Origin of the sequence: Parablautia muri (genome assembly GCF_009917485.1) — a bacterium.
GTDB classification, from domain to species: Bacteria; Bacillota; Clostridia; order Lachnospirales; family Lachnospiraceae; genus Suilimivivens; species Suilimivivens muri.
The window spans coordinates 1-19,014 of sequence record NZ_QZDT01000029.1; the positions used below are offsets into that span (position 1 = coordinate 1).

The 19,014-nt window shown below is 43.1% G+C and carries 21 protein-coding genes and 2 pseudogenes; 14 read left to right on the top strand and 9 right to left on the bottom strand.

What is annotated here, in order from left to right; genetic code table 11:
• Positions 1-710: 710 nt before the first annotated feature.
• Genes D5281_RS15880 through D5281_RS15890 form a run of 3 tightly spaced genes read left to right on the top strand, consistent with a single transcriptional unit; the run spans position 711 to position 1,912 of the window.
• On the top strand, positions 711-1,214 hold the full coding sequence (locus tag D5281_RS15880) for an HAD domain-containing protein (RefSeq protein ID WP_160561090.1): 504 nt from the start codon (positions 711-713) through the stop codon (positions 1,212-1,214).
• A 25-nt stretch (positions 1,215-1,239) separates the two neighbouring features.
• A complete protein-coding gene (aac(6'), locus tag D5281_RS15885; protein WP_160561091.1) occupies positions 1,240-1,674 on the top strand; it encodes an aminoglycoside 6'-N-acetyltransferase in 435 nt (144 codons plus the stop codon).
• A gap of 55 nt (positions 1,675-1,729) precedes the next feature.
• The gene (locus tag D5281_RS15890) at positions 1,730-1,912 is read left to right on the top strand and encodes a hypothetical protein (protein ID WP_160561092.1); all 183 of its coding nucleotides are present in this window, start codon (positions 1,730-1,732) and stop codon (positions 1,910-1,912) included.
• Between the two features lie 194 nt (positions 1,913-2,106).
• Here the strand turns inward: D5281_RS15890 and D5281_RS15895 are convergent, their stop codons facing one another.
• The gene (locus D5281_RS15895) at positions 2,107-2,538 is read right to left on the bottom strand and encodes a PTS sugar transporter subunit IIA (RefSeq protein WP_160561093.1); all 432 of its coding nucleotides are present in this window, start codon (positions 2,536-2,538) and stop codon (positions 2,107-2,109) included.
• Between the two features lies 1 nt (position 2,539).
• Here D5281_RS15895 and ptsP point away from each other — a divergent pair.
• A pseudogene (gene ptsP, locus D5281_RS26955) lies at positions 2,540-3,834 on the top strand (phosphoenolpyruvate--protein phosphotransferase); the annotation flags it as partial.
• Between the two features lie 130 nt (positions 3,835-3,964).
• Here the strand turns inward: ptsP and D5281_RS15905 are convergent.
• Positions 3,965-5,212: an erythromycin esterase family protein gene (locus tag D5281_RS15905; protein WP_160561094.1), complete on the bottom strand. Its 1,248-nt coding sequence runs from the start codon at positions 5,210-5,212 to the stop codon at positions 3,965-3,967.
• 152 nt (positions 5,213-5,364) lie between these two features.
• Positions 5,365-6,024: a GPP34 family phosphoprotein gene (locus D5281_RS15910; RefSeq protein ID WP_160561095.1), complete on the bottom strand. Its 660-nt coding sequence runs from the start codon at positions 6,022-6,024 to the stop codon at positions 5,365-5,367.
• Between the two features lie 255 nt (positions 6,025-6,279).
• Between D5281_RS15910 and D5281_RS15915 the strand changes: the two genes are divergently transcribed.
• From D5281_RS15915 to D5281_RS15925, 3 genes are all read left to right on the top strand, one after another.
• On the top strand, positions 6,280-7,596 hold the full coding sequence (locus D5281_RS15915; protein WP_160561096.1) for a sensor histidine kinase: 1,317 nt from the start codon (positions 6,280-6,282) through the stop codon (positions 7,594-7,596).
• 121 nt (positions 7,597-7,717) lie between these two features.
• A complete protein-coding gene (locus D5281_RS15920) occupies positions 7,718-8,440 on the top strand; it encodes a LytR/AlgR family response regulator transcription factor (RefSeq protein WP_160561097.1) in 723 nt (240 codons plus the stop codon).
• A gap of 157 nt (positions 8,441-8,597) precedes the next feature.
• The gene (locus tag D5281_RS15925; RefSeq protein WP_160561098.1) at positions 8,598-8,864 is read left to right on the top strand and encodes a hypothetical protein; all 267 of its coding nucleotides are present in this window, start codon (positions 8,598-8,600) and stop codon (positions 8,862-8,864) included.
• 109 nt (positions 8,865-8,973) lie between these two features.
• Here D5281_RS15925 and D5281_RS15930 read toward each other — a convergent pair whose 3' ends face one another.
• Positions 8,974-10,170, bottom strand: a complete 1,197-nt coding sequence (locus D5281_RS15930; protein WP_160561099.1) for an MFS transporter — start codon at positions 10,168-10,170, stop codon at positions 8,974-8,976.
• Between the two features lie 513 nt (positions 10,171-10,683).
• On the opposite strand from D5281_RS15930, the gene D5281_RS15935 reads away from it, so the two are divergent.
• Genes D5281_RS15935 through D5281_RS15950 form a run of 4 tightly spaced genes read left to right on the top strand, consistent with a single transcriptional unit; the run spans position 10,684 to position 14,094 of the window.
• On the top strand, positions 10,684-11,193 hold the full coding sequence (locus D5281_RS15935) for an RNA polymerase sigma factor (protein ID WP_160561100.1): 510 nt from the start codon (positions 10,684-10,686) through the stop codon (positions 11,191-11,193).
• 48 nt (positions 11,194-11,241) lie between these two features.
• Entirely contained in the window at positions 11,242-12,003 is a 762-nt protein-coding gene (locus tag D5281_RS15940; RefSeq protein ID WP_160561101.1) for a hypothetical protein, read from the top strand.
• Positions 11,994-12,881, top strand: a complete 888-nt coding sequence (locus tag D5281_RS15945; protein ID WP_160561102.1) for an ABC transporter ATP-binding protein — start codon at positions 11,994-11,996, stop codon at positions 12,879-12,881. The genes D5281_RS15940 and D5281_RS15945 overlap by 10 nt, the downstream gene beginning before the upstream one ends.
• A complete protein-coding gene (locus D5281_RS15950; protein WP_160561103.1) occupies positions 12,868-14,094 on the top strand; it encodes an ABC transporter permease in 1,227 nt (408 codons plus the stop codon). Before D5281_RS15945 ends, D5281_RS15950 begins: the two co-directional genes overlap by 14 nt.
• A 123-nt stretch (positions 14,095-14,217) precedes the next feature.
• Here the strand turns inward: D5281_RS15950 and D5281_RS15955 are convergent, their stop codons facing one another.
• The 4 genes and pseudogenes from D5281_RS15955 to D5281_RS15965 all read right to left on the bottom strand — a co-directional run bounded on the left by D5281_RS15955 (position 14,218) and on the right by D5281_RS15965 (position 16,224).
• Positions 14,218-14,481, bottom strand: coding sequence for a zinc ribbon domain-containing protein (locus tag D5281_RS15955; protein ID WP_277935405.1), 264 nt, complete (start codon positions 14,479-14,481; stop codon positions 14,218-14,220).
• Between the two features lie 108 nt (positions 14,482-14,589).
• Entirely contained in the window at positions 14,590-15,303 is a 714-nt protein-coding gene (locus D5281_RS15960; protein WP_330585076.1) for a helix-turn-helix transcriptional regulator, read from the bottom strand.
• A 21-nt stretch (positions 15,304-15,324) separates the two neighbouring features.
• Positions 15,325-15,486 (bottom strand): annotated as a pseudogene (locus D5281_RS26960) (helix-turn-helix transcriptional regulator); the annotation flags it as partial.
• A gap of 222 nt (positions 15,487-15,708) precedes the next feature.
• Positions 15,709-16,224: an ECF transporter S component gene (locus D5281_RS15965; protein WP_160561106.1), complete on the bottom strand. Its 516-nt coding sequence runs from the start codon at positions 16,222-16,224 to the stop codon at positions 15,709-15,711.
• 263 nt (positions 16,225-16,487) lie between these two features.
• Between D5281_RS15965 and D5281_RS15970 the strand changes: the two genes are divergently transcribed.
• From D5281_RS15970 to D5281_RS15980, 3 genes are all read left to right on the top strand, one after another.
• Positions 16,488-17,003, top strand: coding sequence for a hypothetical protein (locus D5281_RS15970; RefSeq protein WP_160561107.1), 516 nt, complete (start codon positions 16,488-16,490; stop codon positions 17,001-17,003).
• 72 nt (positions 17,004-17,075) lie between these two features.
• Positions 17,076-17,972: a LysR family transcriptional regulator gene (locus D5281_RS15975; RefSeq protein WP_160561108.1), complete on the top strand. Its 897-nt coding sequence runs from the start codon at positions 17,076-17,078 to the stop codon at positions 17,970-17,972.
• A gap of 105 nt (positions 17,973-18,077) precedes the next feature.
• Positions 18,078-18,680 (top strand): HAD family hydrolase, encoded by a 603-nt coding sequence (locus D5281_RS15980; protein ID WP_160561109.1) that lies wholly within the window; start codon positions 18,078-18,080, stop codon positions 18,678-18,680.
• A 4-nt stretch (positions 18,681-18,684) separates the two neighbouring features.
• Here D5281_RS15980 and D5281_RS15985 read toward each other — a convergent pair whose 3' ends face one another.
• Positions 18,685-18,942 (bottom strand): hypothetical protein, encoded by a 258-nt coding sequence (locus D5281_RS15985; protein ID WP_160561110.1) that lies wholly within the window; start codon positions 18,940-18,942, stop codon positions 18,685-18,687.
• Between the last annotated feature and the right edge of the window lie 72 nt (positions 18,943-19,014).

Below are 19,014 nucleotides of genomic sequence, written 5' to 3' on the forward strand. Positions count from 1 at the left end.
TGCTATTTTATTGCCAGTTTTTATTGAATTTTCAAGGTGCATAGGCACTTATTCAAGTGCGAAGTTTGAGTTACATATAATTTATCATATGACACATAAATGGTCAAATCTTTTGGTCAATGGTAAAATTGGGACTTAAAATCGGCTTATCCATAACCATCCGCCACTTTCCAACAATACAGTTGGATTTAGAATCATCTGCACATTCCTTCCTCCTGACAAGCTAATCAATACTGTCTAAGAAAGTCCGCCATTGTGACAATTTCGGGCATTTCCACGTCTAAAACCAGAAAATCTTTATCGCCAGCCACAAGTACGTCAATTCCCTCAATGATAGCTGTTGCCAATATTGGAGAGTCCTTTGCATCACGTATTTCACTTCAAAATTATTTTAAATAGCATATTTCCTTCCTGTGTCTCTTGTAAGTCGTCTTTGAAATATTTGGATTCATTACTTGACAATGTGGCAAAGATTATCCCGATACTTACAAACTAACAGGGCAGGATGAGGTATTTAAGACCTATTTCTTTCCAAAATCATACGTCAGCTGCCGCAAGCTGAGGGTGGTCAGCACCGAGCAGGGCAGATGATGATAGCAAATAATAGGGCAAAGAGAGTAAAGAGAGATTAAGGAAAATCTAATGGAATTGTGAAAACGTTTGTAGTACAATCAAGGAGAAAAAATCTAAACCTATGGAAGGAAGAAAAAATGTCAAAAGTTTTATTTCTGGATATAGATGGTGTTCTCAATTCTAATTTTTGGAAAGATAGTCATCAGACAGAAATCAGTGATGGCGCATTGATTGATGAAGAAAAAATCAAATTGTTGGCGAGTTTGGTAAAAGAGACAAATTCAGAAATAATCCTTCATTCTGGCTGGCGCTTTTGGTTTGACACCGAGTTAAAACCGTTATGTACAGAGGCAAATAAGTTGGTTGAGTTATTAGAAAAGGAAAACTTGTATATAAGCGGGGTAACACCAGATTTAACTACAGAAGAAATTAGAAAAACCAAGAAATTTAGTCTGGTAAAAGCCGATGAAATTCTGTTGTGGATAAATTTGCATAATAGTGTTACGGACTGGGTAGTCCTCGATGATCTTGATTTGCACAGTGATCAGATCAAACAGCATCAGGTAAAAACGGATCAGACAATAGGGCTTACTCTTGAGAATGTAAAACAAGCTGTAAAAATTCTATCGGATAATAAATAGTTGTTTACATTTTGGAGGTATGGATATGGTACGAAAGGCAGAAAATAGAGATTTAGAAATACTGGCAAATTTAGCGATATTATTGTGGAATAACCATTCTGTTAACGAACTGATTACTGAATTTTATGAAACAATTTCTAAAGGTAAATCACAATTTTTTATGAAATATGAAGGAGATATTCCTATCGGATTTGCACAATGCCAGTTGCGGTATGATTATGTAGAAGGTACAAAAACAACACCGGTTGGTTACTTAGAAGGTATTTTTATTAAAGATGGATATCGGAAAAAAGGGTATGCGAAAGAACTATTAGAAGCATGTGAAATATGGGCAAAAAATAACGGCTGCTTTGAGTTCGCCAGTGATTGCGAAATAGATAATGCAGGCAGCTATCACTTCCACAAAGCTATGAATTTTACAGAAGCAAACAGAATTATCTGTTTTACTAAGGATTTATAATTCACACTTTCAGACATGGTAGTCTGAAAGTGTGAATGGGAGAAGCAAAGTAATTATGAAAACGGTAGTTTTTGATTTGGGCGGAACCTTAATGCAGTATGTCGGAATGCCTTATTCATGGGTGGACTTTTATTATGGGGGAGTCGGAGCGATTATCTTAACAGACAATCCGCTGCCTTTTTTATTTTCAGAAACCACAAATACAACACAGAAAGGACGAGGTATCAGAAATGATTGAGAGCAAAAATGATGCAAAAGAGCCTGTATTCTATATCGTATCAAGCTGCTGCTTTATGTAGTCCCAATCATATCCGAGAGCTGTGTGGTAAATTCCGGCAATGTTTTACAGGTAATCAGCTTTTTTACATAAGATGGATTACTGAGGATATTGCTTAATTCCTGGAAGATACTTGAAAAAAGCTGCCGATCCTCCTAGCTAATAACAATCAGGATAATCAATCGAACATTGTGCTCCTGGCTCCATTGGATTGGCGGGGGGTTGATAGCAATACTGATAAAATTATGCTTGGCATTCCGGGAAAGAGAGTGGGGAATGGCCACATTATCAAAGGCTGTGCTTGACATATGCTCTCTGGCTATCACATTTTGATAAAGGTCATCATATGCCAACCCCAGTTTTACCACATTTTTACACAGAAATTCCAAGGCGGTTTCTCTGTTTTGAAACCGGATATCCGGATGGAATAATTCTTCGTAAAAAAATTTTTGCAGACTATTTTTAAGAAGTTCGATACTTTTTTGGCGGCCTATCTTTTTGATTGCATGATCAATGTTGTGATAATCCGTATCACGCAAAATGGGATGGAGGATTACGTGTTCACAGGGAAATGCTAAATCCGCCATGGAAAGAATCGCAGGAATGGATGACGATTATATGAAAGCAAGGGCGGCGGACATCAAAGATATCTCCAACCGTCTGGGGCGTAATCTGATGAGAGAGGATGAAACAGATTTAGGGGCAATGGAGCCTGCTATTATAGTGGCGGATGACTTAAGCCCCAGTGAAACTGTCTGGATGGATAAGAAAAAAATACTTGCTTTTGTGACAGTGCATGGTTCAACCAATTCCCATACGGCAATTTTAGCGCGTATGATGAATATACCGGCTCTGATTGGAGTGCCTGTGGATTTGGAGAAAATACATACGGGAATGCAGGCGGTTGTAGATGGCTTTAGCGGAGAAGTTATTTTTGAGCCTTCAGAAGAAATCCGCCGCCAGACCATGCTTAGAATAAAGGAGGAGGAAGAAAAGCTGCATCTGCTCCATACCTTAAAAGGGAAAGAAAATGTGACTTTGGACGGAAGGAAAATCGATATCTATGCCAACATTGGAAATGTCAGTGACATAGGTTATGTGCTGGAAAATGATGCAGGGGAATTGGGCTGTTCCGCAGTGAATTTTTATATCTTGGCAGAGCGGATTTTCCAACGGAGGAAGAACAATTTCAGGCATATAAGCAGGCCGCCCGGATGATGGCGGGAAAAAAGGTGATTATCCGCACGTTAGATATAGGCGCGGACAAACAGGCGGATTATTTCAAGCTTGGCAAAGAAGATAATCCGGCAATGGGGTATCGGGCGGTCAGGATTTGTCTAAAACAGCCGGATATATTCAAAACCCAGCTTCGGGCATTACTGCGGGCCGCAGTTCATGGAAATATTGCCATTATGTATCCTATGATTACATCAACGGAAGAAGTATCTAAGATTTATGGTATCGTAAAGGAAGTCCGGGAAGAACTGGAAGCAGCGCAAGTACCCTATAAAGTGCCGGAGCAGGGAATCATGATAGAGACGCCCGCAGCAGTGATGATTAGCGATGAACTGGCAGAGATGGTGGACTTCTTCAGTGTTGGAACAAATGACTTGACGCAGTATACACTTGCCATAGACAGGCAAAATGAAAAATTGGATGATTTTTATAAACCTCACCATAAAGCCATTTTAAGAATGATTCAAATAGCGGCCGATAATGCCCATAAATGCGGAAAGTGGATTGGCATTTGTGGAGAGCCGGGCGCAGATTTGGAATTGACGGAAGAATTCTTGCGGATGGGAATTGATGAATTGTCAGTAGCGCCGTCTATGGTATTAAAAATAAGGAAAGCAGTCAGAGAGCCTGGCGCTGCCCGGGCTTAAAAATTTTTGGCTTGCCCTATGGCAGTCCGATTCCACGCTTCCTGGAGACGTGGAATATACTTTTGCCGGTCATTGAAAGGGCGGCAAAGCCCATTGGCCTTGCCGCCGCCCAGTTTGTTTTGCTGCTTCATCATATGATAATCGTGGAAGGCGTAACCACCCGGCAGACAATCATGGCGTCAAATGTGGATTGCGGAATTATCGTTGTGGTATATGCAAATTTTAACATTTTCTGCATACCGGACAAACTAACATTCAGTGTGGTAATCGTCTGCTCGCTGCTCAAAATTTGTTTCCATGTCTCGTCAGACTGTGCGTTTGCAAAATCGATGAAATATTGATTGCTGTCAGAATCAGTAAGTTGACTGTTCAGGTCATTTGAATTGCTGACTTCCACAACCTCAAACCCGCCACTGTCTTTTTGCGAATTAAACTTTGTTTTCTGCGCATCTGTCCCAATGGCATAGTAACCGTTTTTAAGATTTTTTGACAATAACTGGCCTAAGCATGTGTAGCCGGCAACAGAGGTCTTCCCGATATGCCCATTGTGCCCATTGATAAACAGAACACTTCCATCTCCATGCTGTAAGAACCATTCCACCTTTTCATACATGTGTTGGTCGCGAGTAGCATTGTAGCTATCACTCAACTGCAAATCGCAATACGCAAAAATGGTGTTCGCACACTCTTTTGCAAAATCAAAAGCTGATTTCCCTAATATTGTTACAATGTCTGCTTCAAAGGTATCCATTTGATCCATCAGCTCCGAAACGGCTTCTTTTGCGCTTTTTAAGGTGGCCGTATCTAAAGAATTTCTGTTTTCATCTGTGAGCTGGGATAATGCTTCCGTATATTTTGCACTTAATTCAGGAATAGTCCGGTTTAGAACAGAGAACAGATACTCTTTGTTGTTGTCAAAGCGCTGCACATCCATACCATAGAAATGCAATGCGTTCTCAGGTGAAGCCGCTTCATTATAAGACCGCATCCATTCTATCAAATGAACCATTTCCTGGGTCTGATAAATGGTAAAGCCGATTGCACCAACGGCATCTTCGGCAGAACCGGCGCCGCCGTTGATGTAATGGTCCACTTTTAGCGCTCCGCCAAAATCTCCTTCGATGATAAACGTCCGGCAATCATTGTTTTTTACTAATGATTTGAATACATCAGCTTTCATTTGATGATACTGGGCTACACCATGGCTTGCTTCTCCCAGTCCCACCACTTGCACATCAGAGGATATTGGAATTACATCAGGCCCTGCTTGTGTATAAGGTAAATCTGCAGACACAGACGAGGCGGCATTGCCGCATCCTGTAAATAGAACCGGACAGGTTATCAATGCCAGACAGGCACAAAAAAATTTTTTTGACATCACGTAAAACACCTCATTTCTCATTGTTCCTAAATTATGTAAATCAGTAGCTGTAATGGTATCTATTTTGCTTGGCTCAGCTCAGCCCAGGGCTTTGCATTTACTGCATTGTCTGTAAGAAAGATGCTCACCTGGCCTGTTGCAGACGGGAATCAAATTGCTTGAGACGCTGCCGCTGCAATACTGACCAAAATTGCGATTTCTGCCGCCAAAATCATATTCTTTATATGGCGTATGTAGTGCCCAAAATCGCTGTTGGCCTGTTTGAGTGCTTTTTTCAGGCAGGACAGCTCCTTTTTGGACAGCAGCTTTTTTGCTGCTTTGCTTTCCAGCAGAAGAACCGCCAGCATGATTTGCTCCTGGGGAACTGTTTCGTCTATATGTTTCACCGCAGCTATGTCCTGGGCGATAACGGTGGTATCCACATGGCAAAGTTTGGCTTTTCGCAAGCTGCTTTGCCTCTCCACCACTAGTACGGATTTGTCAATCAGATTGTCTGCAATGGTTTCCGTCAAAGCCTTGATACGTTTACCCGTCAGAGTGTTTCTATAATCCAGAACCACTCTCTCCGGTCTTCTGGGTTTTTTAGCCAGCATTTCATAAACCGGGGCGCAGTAGGAGAGCGGCTCGGGGAGTGGGCCAAAAACCATCAATTTACCTTTTTCATCAGCAGTTACGGCGTTTGCCTGAATCATGTCCCAGACGCAGGATGCAACCAGACAAAGTCCCCGTTCCCGCCTTTGAAGGCCGGACAGCTTGCCCTGGGTCCCCAGCACAGCTATTGTATATTTTTCAGTGGTTGTCAAATTCATGTATAATCTCCTCTCTTTTGCACAATATTCAGGGCCCTTAAGTGTATATAGCATAGCAGAAAGGACGGCATTTCTTCCAAAATTGTCGTAAAATACCCGATTGGGTGAATAAACGCTTTCCGCATCCTTTGAAAAATGCGTTTATTTATCATTTTTGCACTTGCGTCAAAGTCCGTGGATTTTCCCTGACGCTTGCTATTAGGTCTTTGATTCGGTATAATACATAGGATTGTGAGCCATGAAGGGAGGAACCAAATGAATTCTTATCTTTCTCTTTTATTTTCTTTTTTCCTGTTTGCAATCACGATTCGCAATATCTGGCCGCAAAAAATGGGACTAAAAGGTTTTGCGGCTCTTTATGCGCTGATGTCCTTTGCGGCATTGCCCATACCGTTGCTGACATATAAGCTGTATGGGCTTTTTGGCGTATTGTTAGCGGTCTGCTTGTATGGCTTGGCTGCTTATCAAGATACCCGTCCTAAAAATATTTGTATGGGACTTTTCGGATGCGTACTTGCCGTTATCCTGGATAATGTGTTTGTGGGGGTTCGGCATTTATTGCCTTTTATGGATTCTTTGGAGGAGAATTTTTATGGGGACTTTTGCATTGCGGCGCTCCAAATGATATTGTATTATGCCATGACACTGCTTTGCGGCAGGGCAATCCGGTGGGGACTGCTAAGCAGGAGGGGCATATTGCAGATACAGCAGGTATGGTATTTGATAGATGCGGCCTTATTGCTGTTTGTCATTGTGTTTTTCTTTCACACGGAAGTAGGGGCGGAGGTGCCTTTGTTTGCCGACCGGATGTATTATCATGTTATGCTCTTTGCGGGCTATTTCATGGTGGCGGTTTTTCTGTCTCTGGCCATGTTTGGGGCTTACCGCGAAAAGATGCGGACAGAAACCAGGCAAAGGGCGTTTGCGGATTTACAGGATTACACACACAATCTGGAAACCATGTATGATGGACTGCGCTCCTTTAAACATGATTACATCAATATCTTAACCTCCCTGTCCGGCTATATTGAGAACGGAGATATGGAAAAGCTAAAGGACTTTTTTGAGGAAAAAATCCTCCCCACCCAAAAGATGATCACCCAGGGAGATTATAAGCTGAACCAACTTGGCAATATCGCTGTATTGGAGATTAAGAGTCTGCTTTCTGCAAAAATGATTTATGCACATGAAATGGGGATCAACGTTACCATTGACATTCCGGATCAGATCCCTTGCTTTTCTATGGATACGGTAGACTTAGCCCGGCTTCTTGGAATTTTTCTGGACAACGCCGTGGAGGCGGCCATGGAAACAAAGCGCCCTGAAGTTGGGTTGAATATGATTCAAAATCCGGATACGGTTGCAATCATTATCCGTAATAGCATGGAGGAGGGCGATTTGGCCCTGCAGAAACTGAAACAGCAGGGATTTACCACAAAAGAAGGCCATACGGGAATCGGTCTTGCCAATGCGCAAAAAATAATTCGGTCATATGACAATATACTTTGGGAAACCACTAAGAAGGACGGCTGCTTTACGCAGTATTTGGAGATTGAAAGAAAAGAAGTGTGAAAACAGAAATGAATTTCTGTTTCCACACAACAAATTTGTGCATGCACATAGTGTACTTCATACACACAGCATGTTTTGCATGCATGTAATTTGAAGGGGCTGGCAAGAAGGGAGGATTCATATGCTTTATATTTTTGTGTGCGAAGATAACGCCGTGCAGCGGAAGGCTGTTGTGCAGACCATTCATAATACAGTGCTGATGGAAGAAATGGATATGCGGCTTGTTTTGGATACCGCCAATCCCTATGAGCTGTTAGAGGCGGTCAAGACCAGCCAAAATACGGGAATTTATTTTCTCGACATTGATTTAAAATGCGATATGAACGGTATGAAACTGGCCCAACAAATCAGAAAATATGATCCCCGCTGCTTCATCATATTTATAACCGCGCATTCGGAACTGAGCTATATGACGTTCCAGTACCGTGTGGAGGCTATGGATTTCGTATTGAAGGACAATCCTGCCGAGGCAAAGGTTAAAATCAGAGAGTGCCTGCTGCACGCATGGGAACGCCATACCTTACAGACCAATAAGGTACATAAAACCTATACGATAGAGATCGGAGAGCGAAAGATCAGCGTTGATTATCAGGATATTCTGTTTTTTGAAACCTCCAGTAATATTCACAAGGTAGTTTTACACGCCAAAGACCGCCAGATAGAATTTTACGGAACCATGAAAGACTTAGAGCATACGTTAGATGACAGATGCTTCGTGCGCTGCCATCGTTCTTTTCTTGCCAACAGGAATAATATCAAAGAGGTGGATACAAAGGAACGGGTTATCTATTTTGTCAATGGGGAGACCTGCCTTATGTCCACCCGTATGATGAAGGGAATCTGATTGTGGGAAAAAGTAGTTAAATAGGATTCTTATGAACAAGAGGATGTCCCGCGAAGCGTGGCATCCTTTTGCAATAGAGTCGCGAGGGTTCACAAGAAACAGAAAGTGAAGTCAGTGTAAGCGGAAGATATCGAAGCTTGGCGAGATGTAGTTTCATATGCAAGCCGATAACAAGGTGGTGAAGGAAGATGGTACAATTGAAAGCAAGGGGAATGGGCATAAGCTGACTGTTCTGTATGATGAGGATACCCTATTTTATGTAAGGACAATTTTGGGTGATGGCAGCAGCTACGAAGACGCCGATGGGGCTGCTGGAGATATGACGGAAGACATGCGGGTGGAGATTACAGGACGCTATGAGGGTAAAAAATTCCGCGCAAAGCACAGAATATCAGGAAAAGCCATTGCTGTTTTACTATACTAAGGTTATGGAAGCGGATGGAATGATAGTAATGTTAAGTGTGGGCTTGACACAATAGGCCAATCATAAGACAGGGCAAACCACTGAAATGCGGTGGTTTGCCCTGTAATACTTATTTTCCGACCGCACCTTTTGAAGTTGTTTTGGTAAGGGGCAGGAAAATTAAAAGCAAGATTGGAAAAAGAACGCCGGCCAATATACCATATTTTAAGTTATCGTCCAAAAGACCGGAAACAATGCCAACGGTGGTAGGTCCTAAAGAGCATCCAACATCGCCGCCTAAGGCAAGCAGCGCAAATAAAAGCGTGCCGCCGCCTTTTAATTTTGCCGCCGAAATGCTAAAAGTACCGGGCCAGAGGATTCCCACAGAAAGCCCGCAAAGGCCGCACCCAACAAGTCCAAGCACAGGGGAAGGGGACAGGGAAATCAAAAGATAGCTAAACAGACACAAAAGTCCGCTGAAATACATAAATTTGTGCAGGTCGATTTTTTCCCCATATTTACCGTATATGGCCCTTGAACTTCCCATCAGGACAGCAAAGAGCATGGGGCCTGCCAAATCGCCTACGGTTTTGCTCACATGCAGCCCTTTTTCCGCAAAAGTGGAGGCCCACTGGCTGACCGCCTGTTCACAGGCTCCCGCACAAATCATTAGGATAAGCAGAATCCAGAACAGCTTATTCAGTACAAGCTCTTTCACGGTCATTCCCTTTTCGCCCTCGGCAAGCAGGGTCGCAATGGGAACTTTGGCAAACAAAAGAATATTAAATATGGGAACAATGGCCCAAAGTCCGGCTAATATTTTCCAGCTTTGAATGCCGATGAAGGTAAAAAATAAGGTGGAAAGAAGGACTACGCCCACATGCCCCCAGCAATAGAAAGAGTGGAGAAGACTCATGGCAGTCTCTTTATTGTCGGTAGGACATGCCTCCACAATAGGGCTGATCAACACTTCAATTAAGCCGCCGCCGATTGCATAAATCACCACAGATGCCATCAGTCCCATAAAAGGGGAGGGCATCAGCTCCGGTAAGAAGGTCAGGCCAATCAAGCCGGCTGCCGCAGTGATATGGGCAATCAAAATAGAAGCCCGGTAGCCTATTTTGTCAATAAAGGCGGGGGAGATTAAGTCAATGAATAGCTGCAATCCAAAATTAAAAGTCACAAGAAACGTGATCCTGGACAGGGGTATCCCATAGGACGACTGAAAAGTGAGAAAAAGCAGGGGAACAAAGTTGTTGATGATCGCCTGCACAATATATCCTATAAAGCAGGAATAAATGGTGTGTTTGTAGGTAAAGCCTTTCATTTGTAATAGGAATCCTCCATTCTTGTCATATCGGTCTGTTATGCCGGCCCTTTGCAACATCCGGCCTTCGCCCAAAGCGCTACGTCCCTTTGCAGCAAGGTGCAAAGCACTTGGGAGAACTGCTGGTCACTTTTCCCATTATAATAAAAATGTATCTTTTTTTCAAAGGTTAAATATATAATCTGATAAAAGAACGTAACAGTTCGTTACGATTTACGGCCTGGGAGCCGCTCATGGTAACATTCGGGGCGATATTCCAAGTTTCGCTTCGCAAAAATCGCCCCTCACACCTGAATCATGTTCTCACGCAGTGCGCAGTAAATGCGCATTCCTGACCCGTGAAAAGTAACAACAGTTCAGACTTTTGCTTTGCTGTTGCCAAAGAACTATCGGTACAAACTGATTTTTCTAACTAAATTTTCAAAAAGAGGACTATCTTTTTTCTGTCCGGCTTCGTTATATATAATGAAAGGGTTGTTAACTATAAAGCCGGGGAAAGGAGGGAGGAAGAATATGGACGGGGATTTTTGGCTGATACAAAAAATGCGCATGGGCGATGATCAGGCAGTTGAAAGCTTTGTGCGGAAGTATTATCCACAGATACTGAAGTATTGCAGACGGCATATGGATGATGATGGCTATGCGGAGGATATGGCTCAGGAAACATTCGTTCGGTTTTTCCAAACTCTGAAGCAATACCGGCATTACGGAAAGGCGGTGAATTATCTGTATGTGATTGCCGCCAATCTGTGCCGGGATTATTACAGGAAAATGAAGGAAATTCCGGTAAAGGAACTGCCCGATAAAGCCGATTTGTACAAGCCGGATATGGACCAGCAGATAGGCGTAAGGCTTGCGCTTGAAAGGCTGCCAGAGGAAATGAAGGAAGTGGCGGTTTTATATTTTTTGCAGGAGAGAAAGCAAAAAGACATTGCCCGGATTCTGGGAATCGGCGTTCCGCTTGTAAAGTACAGGGTAAGGAAAGCAAGAGAGATGCTTTCCGCTTACCTTGGAAAAGAGTAGGGAAGGTTTTGTAATTGCTGCCGGTTAAGAGAAGGGAAAGGAGAATGTATGAGGTTATCCAATGGTCAAATCAGAAAATACTTAAGCCCGGATAGAGATGGGGGCGGGGAAGGTGGCGGGATTGCGCCAGTGGAGCTGATTCAAAAATCAAAAGCGGCGTTTTATGAAAACCAGGCCCGGGAAATGCTTACACCGGCGGAATTTTTGTATCAGCAGGGCAGATATATCCGCAAATATTGGTGGATTTTGCAGGCGGGAGTGCTGCTGATGCTGTGGGTTTTACTGGATGCCACAGGCAGCAGCGCTTACACGCAAAGATGTATGGGGGTTGCGGCTCCGCTGTTTGCTGTATTTTTACTGCCGGAGCTGTGGAAAGACAAAAGCGGTGGGGCGGAAATAGAATGTATTGCTTACTACTCTTTAAGGCAAATTTATGCGGCAAGGATGTTTCTTTTTGCCCTGGTGGATTTTCTTTTGCTGTGCTGTTTTTCACTGGCAATGGTTCTGCCAGGGAAGATACTTGCAGCAGAGCTGGCGGTTCATTTTTTCCTTCCTTATGTTGTGACCTGCTGCATTTGTTTCCGCACTTTGTATAGCCGGATGGTTTCTGAGAGTCTTGCACTGGTTTTATGTTTGGTCTGGTGTCTTATCTGGAACCGGCTTGTGCTGGATGAAAGGGTGTATGCAGTGATTTCGCCGCCTATCTGGTTTATGATGCTCACTATGGCTTTGGTGTATTTGGGATATTGTATTTATAAGGGACAGAAGAATCTGAAAGAAATATGGGAGGTGTGGCCCTCATGGAATTAAAACTATCAAATCTCACAAAAGAATTTAAGGATGTAGCTGCGGTTGACCATATATCGTACACGATGACCACAGGGGTTTATGGGCTTTTAGGTGTAAACGGCGCCGGGAAGACAACGCTTATGCGTATGCTGTGCACTTTGATAAAGCCAAGCAGCGGGTGTATTACATGGAACGGGAAGGATATTTTTGAGCTGGACGGGGAATACAGAAGGCTGCTGGGCTACCTTCCACAGGACTTTGGGTACTATCCTGATTTTACGGTATATGATTATCTTATGTATGTGGCGTCCATCAAGGGACTGCGGCCTGCCACCGCGAAGCAGCGAACCGCCCGGCTGTTAAAGCAGGTGGGGATGGACAAGGAAAAAAAGAAAAAAATGAAAAAGCTTTCAGGCGGAATGAAACGGCGGGTGGGGATTGCCCAGGCCATGTTAAACAACCCCTCTATCCTTATTTTGGATGAACCCACCGCAGGGTTAGACCCCAATGAGCGAATCCGATTCAGAAATCTGATTGGAGAACTGGCCCAGGAAAGGCTAGTGCTCCTTTCCACCCATATTGTGTCGGATGTTGCATATATTGCAAAGGAAATTCTGCTTATGAAAGAAGGAAAAATCTGTGTGGCCGGCAGCCTCAAGGAACTGCTTGCGCCTATGCAGGGGCAGGTGTGGAGTCTGGATGTTTCAAAGGAAGATGCAGAAACTTACAGAAAAAATTATAAGGTGGCAAATGTGAGGATCATCCCTAAAGGGGTGAATCTGAGAATTCTGTCCGGGCAAAGACCTTCTGAAAATGCCCGGCCTGAAAGTGTTTTATTAGAAGATGTATTTTTGCACTATTTAGGAGAAGGGATGGTGGAAGAAGATGTGTCGATATGAGCTGAAGAAGGTATTTTTGAAAACAGGGGGTAAGATAGCCCTTCTCCTGCTGCTTTTTTTGGTAGGTGTAACTTGTTATTTTGCCACAAATATTTTTTATGTGGATGGAAAGGGCGATAAAAAGTATGGACCGGTAGCAGTCAGGGAACTGCGGGCCATGCAGAAGGAGTGGGCAGGTTTCTTGGAGGAAGAAAAAATCCGGCAGGTCATTACGGAAAACAGACGTATCCGTCACTCAAAGGAGGCGTTGTCGGATGAAACCAGGGAGAATGAGATTGCTTACAGCTGGGGGCAGGGCATTAGTGAAATCAGGAATCTTTTGAATTATTCCTATGCAAGCCACTTTAGGGAATACGATTATTACCGGGCGGATTCCCTTTCGGAAACAGACGCCGGGGATTTTTATGCAAACCGGGTATCTTTGCTTAAAGCATGGCTGGATGAAGAAGCCAAAGATACCTTCTCGGACAAGGAAAAGGCATATTTGATGGATCAGTATCACAGGATACAAACGCCTTTTTACTATAATTATATGAAAGGATGGACTCAGCTCTTTGCGTTTTCCCCCACTATTATTATGATTTCCATGTTGATTTTAGGCTACCTTGTGGCAGGGATTTTTTCAAACGAGTTTGTATGGAAGTCTGATTCTGTCTTTTTTTCATCTGTGTACGGGAGAAATAAGGCGGTAACTTCAAAAATCAAAGCAGGATTTTGCATTACAACCATGGTTTATTGGGGGAGTGTTATCTTGTACTCGGGATTTATACTTCTTTATCTGGGAGCGGATGGAATGAACTGTCCGGTTCAGGCGGATATAAGCGGGTGGAAGTGTTTTTACAACATAACCATATGGCAAAAATACCTTTTGGTCATAGCAGGCGGCTATATGGGGTGTCTGTTTATTTCTTTTTTGAGTATGCTAGTGTCGGCGAAAACAAAGTCAACGGTTTTAGCGGTTATGGTGCCCTTTGTGCTGATTTTTATTCCTTCTTTTCTTGCCAACATGAACAGTGTTTTCGTAAATAAAATTCTCTCTCTGTTGCCGGATCAACTGCTGCAGATGGAGGCTGCGCTAAACTACTTTAGTTTATTTACAATAGCGGGAAGGGTGATAGGAGCCGTGCCGATTTTGCTGGTGGTTTATGCAGCGCTGACGGTGGCAATAGGGCCGGTCATATATTGGGGATACAGTCGTAAGCAGATCAGCTGAGGCATTCGCTTTTGTTAGGGTTGCTTTATCATGCAAAGGAGCGGCAGCGTTTTTAACTACCGCCCCTTGATTCCCACAGGCAGCGAGCCAGGCAGACAGGCTTGCATGAACATTTGGCGGGGGTTAGTTTTTCCAGCGTTTCAGTGTCGGAAACCATTCAAGCATGGCTTTTCTTGCTTCTTCTTTGCTCATATCAGGGTGAGCCGCAGTCATATGGGGTACACATATTTCAATCATTTCTTCCATCGTACCGTTAAAAGTAAACTTACCGTTTTCAAAACAATAGTTACAATATTCCTGGTTTTTGCTGCCATCGGCATTTGTGCCATACAGTTCATCCGTATCTCCCATGGGCATACCACAACACTGACAAAATTTTTGATTCATTTCACTCATTTTCTTAACCTCGTCCTTTCTTATGTGCTTAAAGTTTATGTGTAGCTGTACTGTTACGCCATGGTCTTTAGTATAGCACGTATATCTTGACACGTTTTGTCAGGGTTTATTCTTTTTATAAATTTCTTGTGCCTGTTCGGCTAAAACACCTTTTAAATATTTTGGTTCAAGTATTTCAACTTGCGCTCCAAAGGAAAGCAGATAACCAATAAGCCATGTATCAATGGGCATGGCAGTACAAACAAGTAAATCACCGTTTTTCTGATATTCGATTTCTGTTACGTCAAATTCATCATAGACACGATATGCAATTTCTTTTGAAAACAAAAGAATGAGCCGGGGGAATGTCTGAGATAGATTATTTTCTGGTTCCGGGTATGGCTTTGGCACAAATGTATTTTCTAATAATTCCAATTTTAATATGCGATTTAATTTGAAAATGCGAAAATCCTGCCTTTTGGTGCAAAACGCTTTCAAATACCATTCTTTTGATTTATAAGATATTTTTAATGGTTGAATGATTCGCTTACTTCTTTCACTGTTGGTGTTTTCATAAACGATCTCTATTTCTTTACACTGGGTTACCGCTGTTTTTAATTGTTCAAATTTTGTGTTATCATAAGCGTTTTTTCCCCAACAGGTAAAATCTACTTCAAGCCAATTTCTTGTATTTACATTGAAAAGCGCTGATAGCTTTGTCAGTATTTCTTTTCCGCCGGTATAGCCCGTGGCAAATATACTTTGTATTGCCATCAATACTTCCTGCTTTTCATTTTCGGATAAGATTGCTTTGTCTAAAACAAAATCCTGCAATAAGTATATACCGCCATTTCTTCCCGGTTCGGCATAAACTGGAATGCCTGCACTGCTTAAGGCCTCTACGTCACGGTAAATTGTTCTTGTGGAAACTTCAAATTCAGCTGCCAATTCAGGGGCCGTAGCGTGTTCCCGGTCCAAAAGATAATATAGAATTTTGAATAAACGACTATCTGACATTATCCCGCCTCCCAAAATACAAATAGTAACAGTGAAGCCTTGGGCTTCATGACTTAAACTATTACTAAGAATACCATAAAAATCTTGACATGGCTTGATAAGTTTCGATATTTCTTAAGGATTTTTACTTATGGCGGGGCAGGAATGCGCCGGGCCTTTGACACTGACCCTCGCGGCAGTCGCCAAATATCTATGAGATGCTTCGCATCTCTGTAAGCATGTCTAGTAGGCTCGTTGCTCGCGGGAATAAATTTCGCGGAGCCTGCAGGGGTAGCACAGAAGGATGCCGGCAACCGCGCCGATAGCAGCCTGAAGGATTTGATAAGGGAGCTTTAAAACTGCGTATTCCGGTGTGCTGTATAGGTAAGCCCGCCCCAAGGTGTAACCAACAATCATGATAAGGGCGCCAATGGTAACGCCAATGATTGCGCCCGCTTTATGATTCTTTTTGAAAAGCCTGTTGGCAAACAGGGAGATGACGACAGCCTGCAGGCCATGTGTTACAAGGGATACAAACATAGGTGTGGGATAGAAGAAAAAGTCTCCTAAAAAGGAGCCGATGCCGCCAACCACAAAGGCGTAAAATGGGTCCAGCAAAATAGCGGCCGTGCAGATGGCGGCATCGCATAAATAAAAGTGTCCGCCGGGAACCGGGACGCCGAAGGAACTAAGCGCAATATTCAAAGCCATGAAGATTGCGGCAATGGTTATTTTTTTGGTAGGAATTTTGTTTTGCATGTTTTACCTCGTTTCCGCAAGGTGAATTTGGTTCACCTTTGCTTTATTTCACTTTTGTTTTCGTTATTATAAGGGAAACTGGTATTTTTTAAATAGCCAGTTTTGGAATAAATGACAATACCAGTTTGCACATGGGAGGGAATACATAAAGTAATTATTTTTGGAACTATTTACCGGCAGACAGGTAAATGTTATAGTAAGAAGGATTCAGTTGTGATACAATTTGAAAGGACATCTTAGCACAGAATGAAGGAGACGGGAAAGTGGAGCTTTTGTTTAAAATGAACCTGAATAATGCGGTGGAGCGGGTTTTGCATGTGCCGGGGAATTATGCAGGAGGAATATTGGAGATGACGCTGGTGATAGACTGCGCGCTGCCTTCTGATTATGTAAGTAATATGGCGGCGGATGTGGCGGCCTGTCTGCGATCCCACAGTGAGGTATTCCGTAATGTGCGGCTGAACCTTTTGTATTGGAAAAGCGATGCAGATATGGAAAACCGTGTGATTCCTATTTCCTTTTTGCAGGTGGGCAGCTGCTTTGAGGATTATGTGATGACAGCAGAAGAAAAGTCTTTAGATGCTTTGACGGCAAGACTGAAGATTTACCATGCAAGGTCAAAATTGATTTTGGTTCTGGGAGAAGAAAAGCTGCTGGTTCGTGACAAAGATGAGGTGCAAAAAAATATGAAGCCGTTCCTTGGGAAAAAGAGTCTTTTTTTGTGCAGGAATGATTCTGAAATGAAATGGCGCAGAGGAATAGAGCTTAAGCTGACATAATATTCCCGGATTTGCCGGGTAGATAATTTGGGAAGACTGGTAAGATAAGCTTGTAGGTGCAGAGGTGTAAGTATGGTAGGAAATCTGGAGTATTATAAAGTATTTTACTACGCGGCCAAAAACGGCAGTCTGACCGGAGCGGCGGCCGAGCTTTCTGTTTCACAGCCGGCGGTCAGCCAGGCTTTAAAGCAGCTTGAGAACGCCCTTTCAGCCAAGCTTTTTGTGCGTGTGCCAAGGGGAATCAGGCTTACCGCAGAGGGACAGGCACTGTACACCTATGTAAAGGCAGGATATGAGCAGATTATGTTTGGGGAGCGGAAGCTGTCCTCTATGCTGCAGCTGGATTATGGGGAACTGAAGATAGGTGCCAGCGATATGACCCTGAAGTATTACCTGCTGCCTATGCTGCAGGAATATCATGAGCGGTTTCCGGGCATTAAAGTGACTGTCACCAATGCGCCTACACCGGAGACATTAAATCTTTTGCGTCAGGGGGAAATCGAGTTTGGAGTGGTAAGTACGCCTTTTGCGGAACAGTCTAAACTGCATGTAATTCCCGTGCGGGAGATAGAGGATGTGTTTGTGGCAGGGCGGAAGTTTATGCAGTATAAGAACCACATGCTGGAGCTTCAGGAGCTGGAAAAGCTTCCCATTATATGTTTGGAGGGGAGTACCAGTACGAAAAGCTACATGGATGAATTTTTGAAACAAAATGGCGTGGAGCTGCACCCGGAATTTGCCCTTGCCACCAGCGATATGATTGTACAGTTTGCTTTAAGAAATCTGGGGGTTGGAAGTGTGGTACGGGATTTTGCCAGGGAATATTTGGAGGACGGCAGACTTTTTGAGCTGCGTTTTAATCAGATGATTCCCAAAAGGAAGATTTGCGTGGTGACAGATGCAGGCGGACCGGCCTCTAAGGCTGCGGAGGAATTTTTGGGAATGGTGCATGGACTGGAAGGCGTATAAGCTTGATCCCTGGTTTTAGCATCTGTTAAGTCAATGGACAGGTTTGCCTGGGATATAATAAGAAAAGGTTTGGAGCAGCCAAATGAAACAGTGTGGAGAGTGATTATGGTTAAGAATGTTGTGTTTGATATTGGAAATGTGCTTGCAGGATTTGCCTGGCAGGAGTTTTATCAAAGCTTTGGTTTTTCGGAAGAAGTTTATGAAAAATTGACGAAAGCCACAGTGAAAAGCGAGTTTTGGAATGAGCTGGACAGAGGAGCTCTTGATGATGATGAGCTTCTTGCAGGCTTTATACAAAATGATCCTTCTATTGAAAAAGAAATCAGGGAAGTATTCCAAAACGTGGAAAAGATGATTGTGCGGTATGATTATGCAATTCCGTGGATCAAGGAGTTAAAAAACAGAGAATATGGGGTTTATGTGATTTCTAATTTTTCACATAAGGCATATGAAGATTGCAGAAAGGCCCTTGATTTCTTAAAAGAAATAGATGGTGGAATTTTGTCTTTTCAGGAGAGGTTGATTAAGCCGGACCCTGAAATTTACCAACTTTTGCTAAAGCGTTACAAACTGAAGGCGGAGGAATGTGTTTTCATTGACGATACGGCGAAAAATGTGGAGGCAGCAGTGAAGGAGGGGATGAAAGGAATTGTTTTTCACACCCTTGCCCAGGTAAAAAAGGAACTGGAAGAAATACTTGCCGGTTAAATTGCTAGGAATCTTTTTCCGTATCGGCTTTTTGGATTTTAGAAGTGTCTGAGGCCAGCGTCTTACTGCCGGTATACTTGCCGTAAAGCCAGATGTAAATCCATAAAAGAATCGGCAGCCCGATGGTGGCCATAAGGCATGCTGCAAACAACCGGTCCGAACCGGGGAAATCTAAAAGAGAAATCACCAGCGTGGCCACATATAAAAGAACAAGCAGTATGATACAGATGATGGCAGCAATTTGTTTTGGTTTTTGTTTCATAGAAATCCTCCATGTGGTCAATTTTTTCAAAAGTATTTTCTTAAGTATATCATAGAAAAAGGATTCATTTAA

Coding starts and splice junctions, on each gene's coding strand:
- D5281_RS15880 (WP_160561090.1), top strand. CDS start 711: ATGTCAAAAGTTTTATTTCTGGATATAGATGGTGTTCTCAATTCTAAT.
- D5281_RS15890 (WP_160561092.1), top strand. CDS start 1,730: ATGAAAACGGTAGTTTTTGATTTGGGCGGAACCTTAATGCAGTATGTC.
- D5281_RS15895 (WP_160561093.1), bottom strand. CDS start 2,538: ATGGCGGATTTAGCATTTCCCTGTGAACACGTAATCCTCCATCCCATT.
- D5281_RS15905 (WP_160561094.1), bottom strand. CDS start 5,212: ATGTCAAAAAAATTTTTTTGTGCCTGTCTGGCATTGATAACCTGTCCG.
- D5281_RS15910 (WP_160561095.1), bottom strand. CDS start 6,024: ATGAATTTGACAACCACTGAAAAATATACAATAGCTGTGCTGGGGACC.
- D5281_RS15915 (WP_160561096.1), top strand. CDS start 6,280: ATGAATTCTTATCTTTCTCTTTTATTTTCTTTTTTCCTGTTTGCAATC.
- D5281_RS15920 (WP_160561097.1), top strand. CDS start 7,718: ATGCTTTATATTTTTGTGTGCGAAGATAACGCCGTGCAGCGGAAGGCT.
- D5281_RS15925 (WP_160561098.1), top strand. CDS start 8,598: ATGCAAGCCGATAACAAGGTGGTGAAGGAAGATGGTACAATTGAAAGC.
- D5281_RS15930 (WP_160561099.1), bottom strand. CDS start 10,170: ATGAAAGGCTTTACCTACAAACACACCATTTATTCCTGCTTTATAGGA.
- D5281_RS15935 (WP_160561100.1), top strand. CDS start 10,684: ATGGACGGGGATTTTTGGCTGATACAAAAAATGCGCATGGGCGATGAT.
- D5281_RS15940 (WP_160561101.1), top strand. CDS start 11,242: ATGAGGTTATCCAATGGTCAAATCAGAAAATACTTAAGCCCGGATAGA.
- D5281_RS15945 (WP_160561102.1), top strand. CDS start 11,994: ATGGAATTAAAACTATCAAATCTCACAAAAGAATTTAAGGATGTAGCT.
- D5281_RS15950 (WP_160561103.1), top strand. CDS start 12,868: ATGTGTCGATATGAGCTGAAGAAGGTATTTTTGAAAACAGGGGGTAAG.
- D5281_RS15955 (WP_277935405.1), bottom strand. CDS start 14,481: ATGAATCAAAAATTTTGTCAGTGTTGTGGTATGCCCATGGGAGATACG.
- D5281_RS15965 (WP_160561106.1), bottom strand. CDS start 16,224: ATGCAAAACAAAATTCCTACCAAAAAAATAACCATTGCCGCAATCTTC.
- D5281_RS15975 (WP_160561108.1), top strand. CDS start 17,076: ATGGTAGGAAATCTGGAGTATTATAAAGTATTTTACTACGCGGCCAAA.
- D5281_RS15980 (WP_160561109.1), top strand. CDS start 18,078: ATGGTTAAGAATGTTGTGTTTGATATTGGAAATGTGCTTGCAGGATTT.
- D5281_RS15985 (WP_160561110.1), bottom strand. CDS start 18,942: ATGAAACAAAAACCAAAACAAATTGCTGCCATCATCTGTATCATACTG.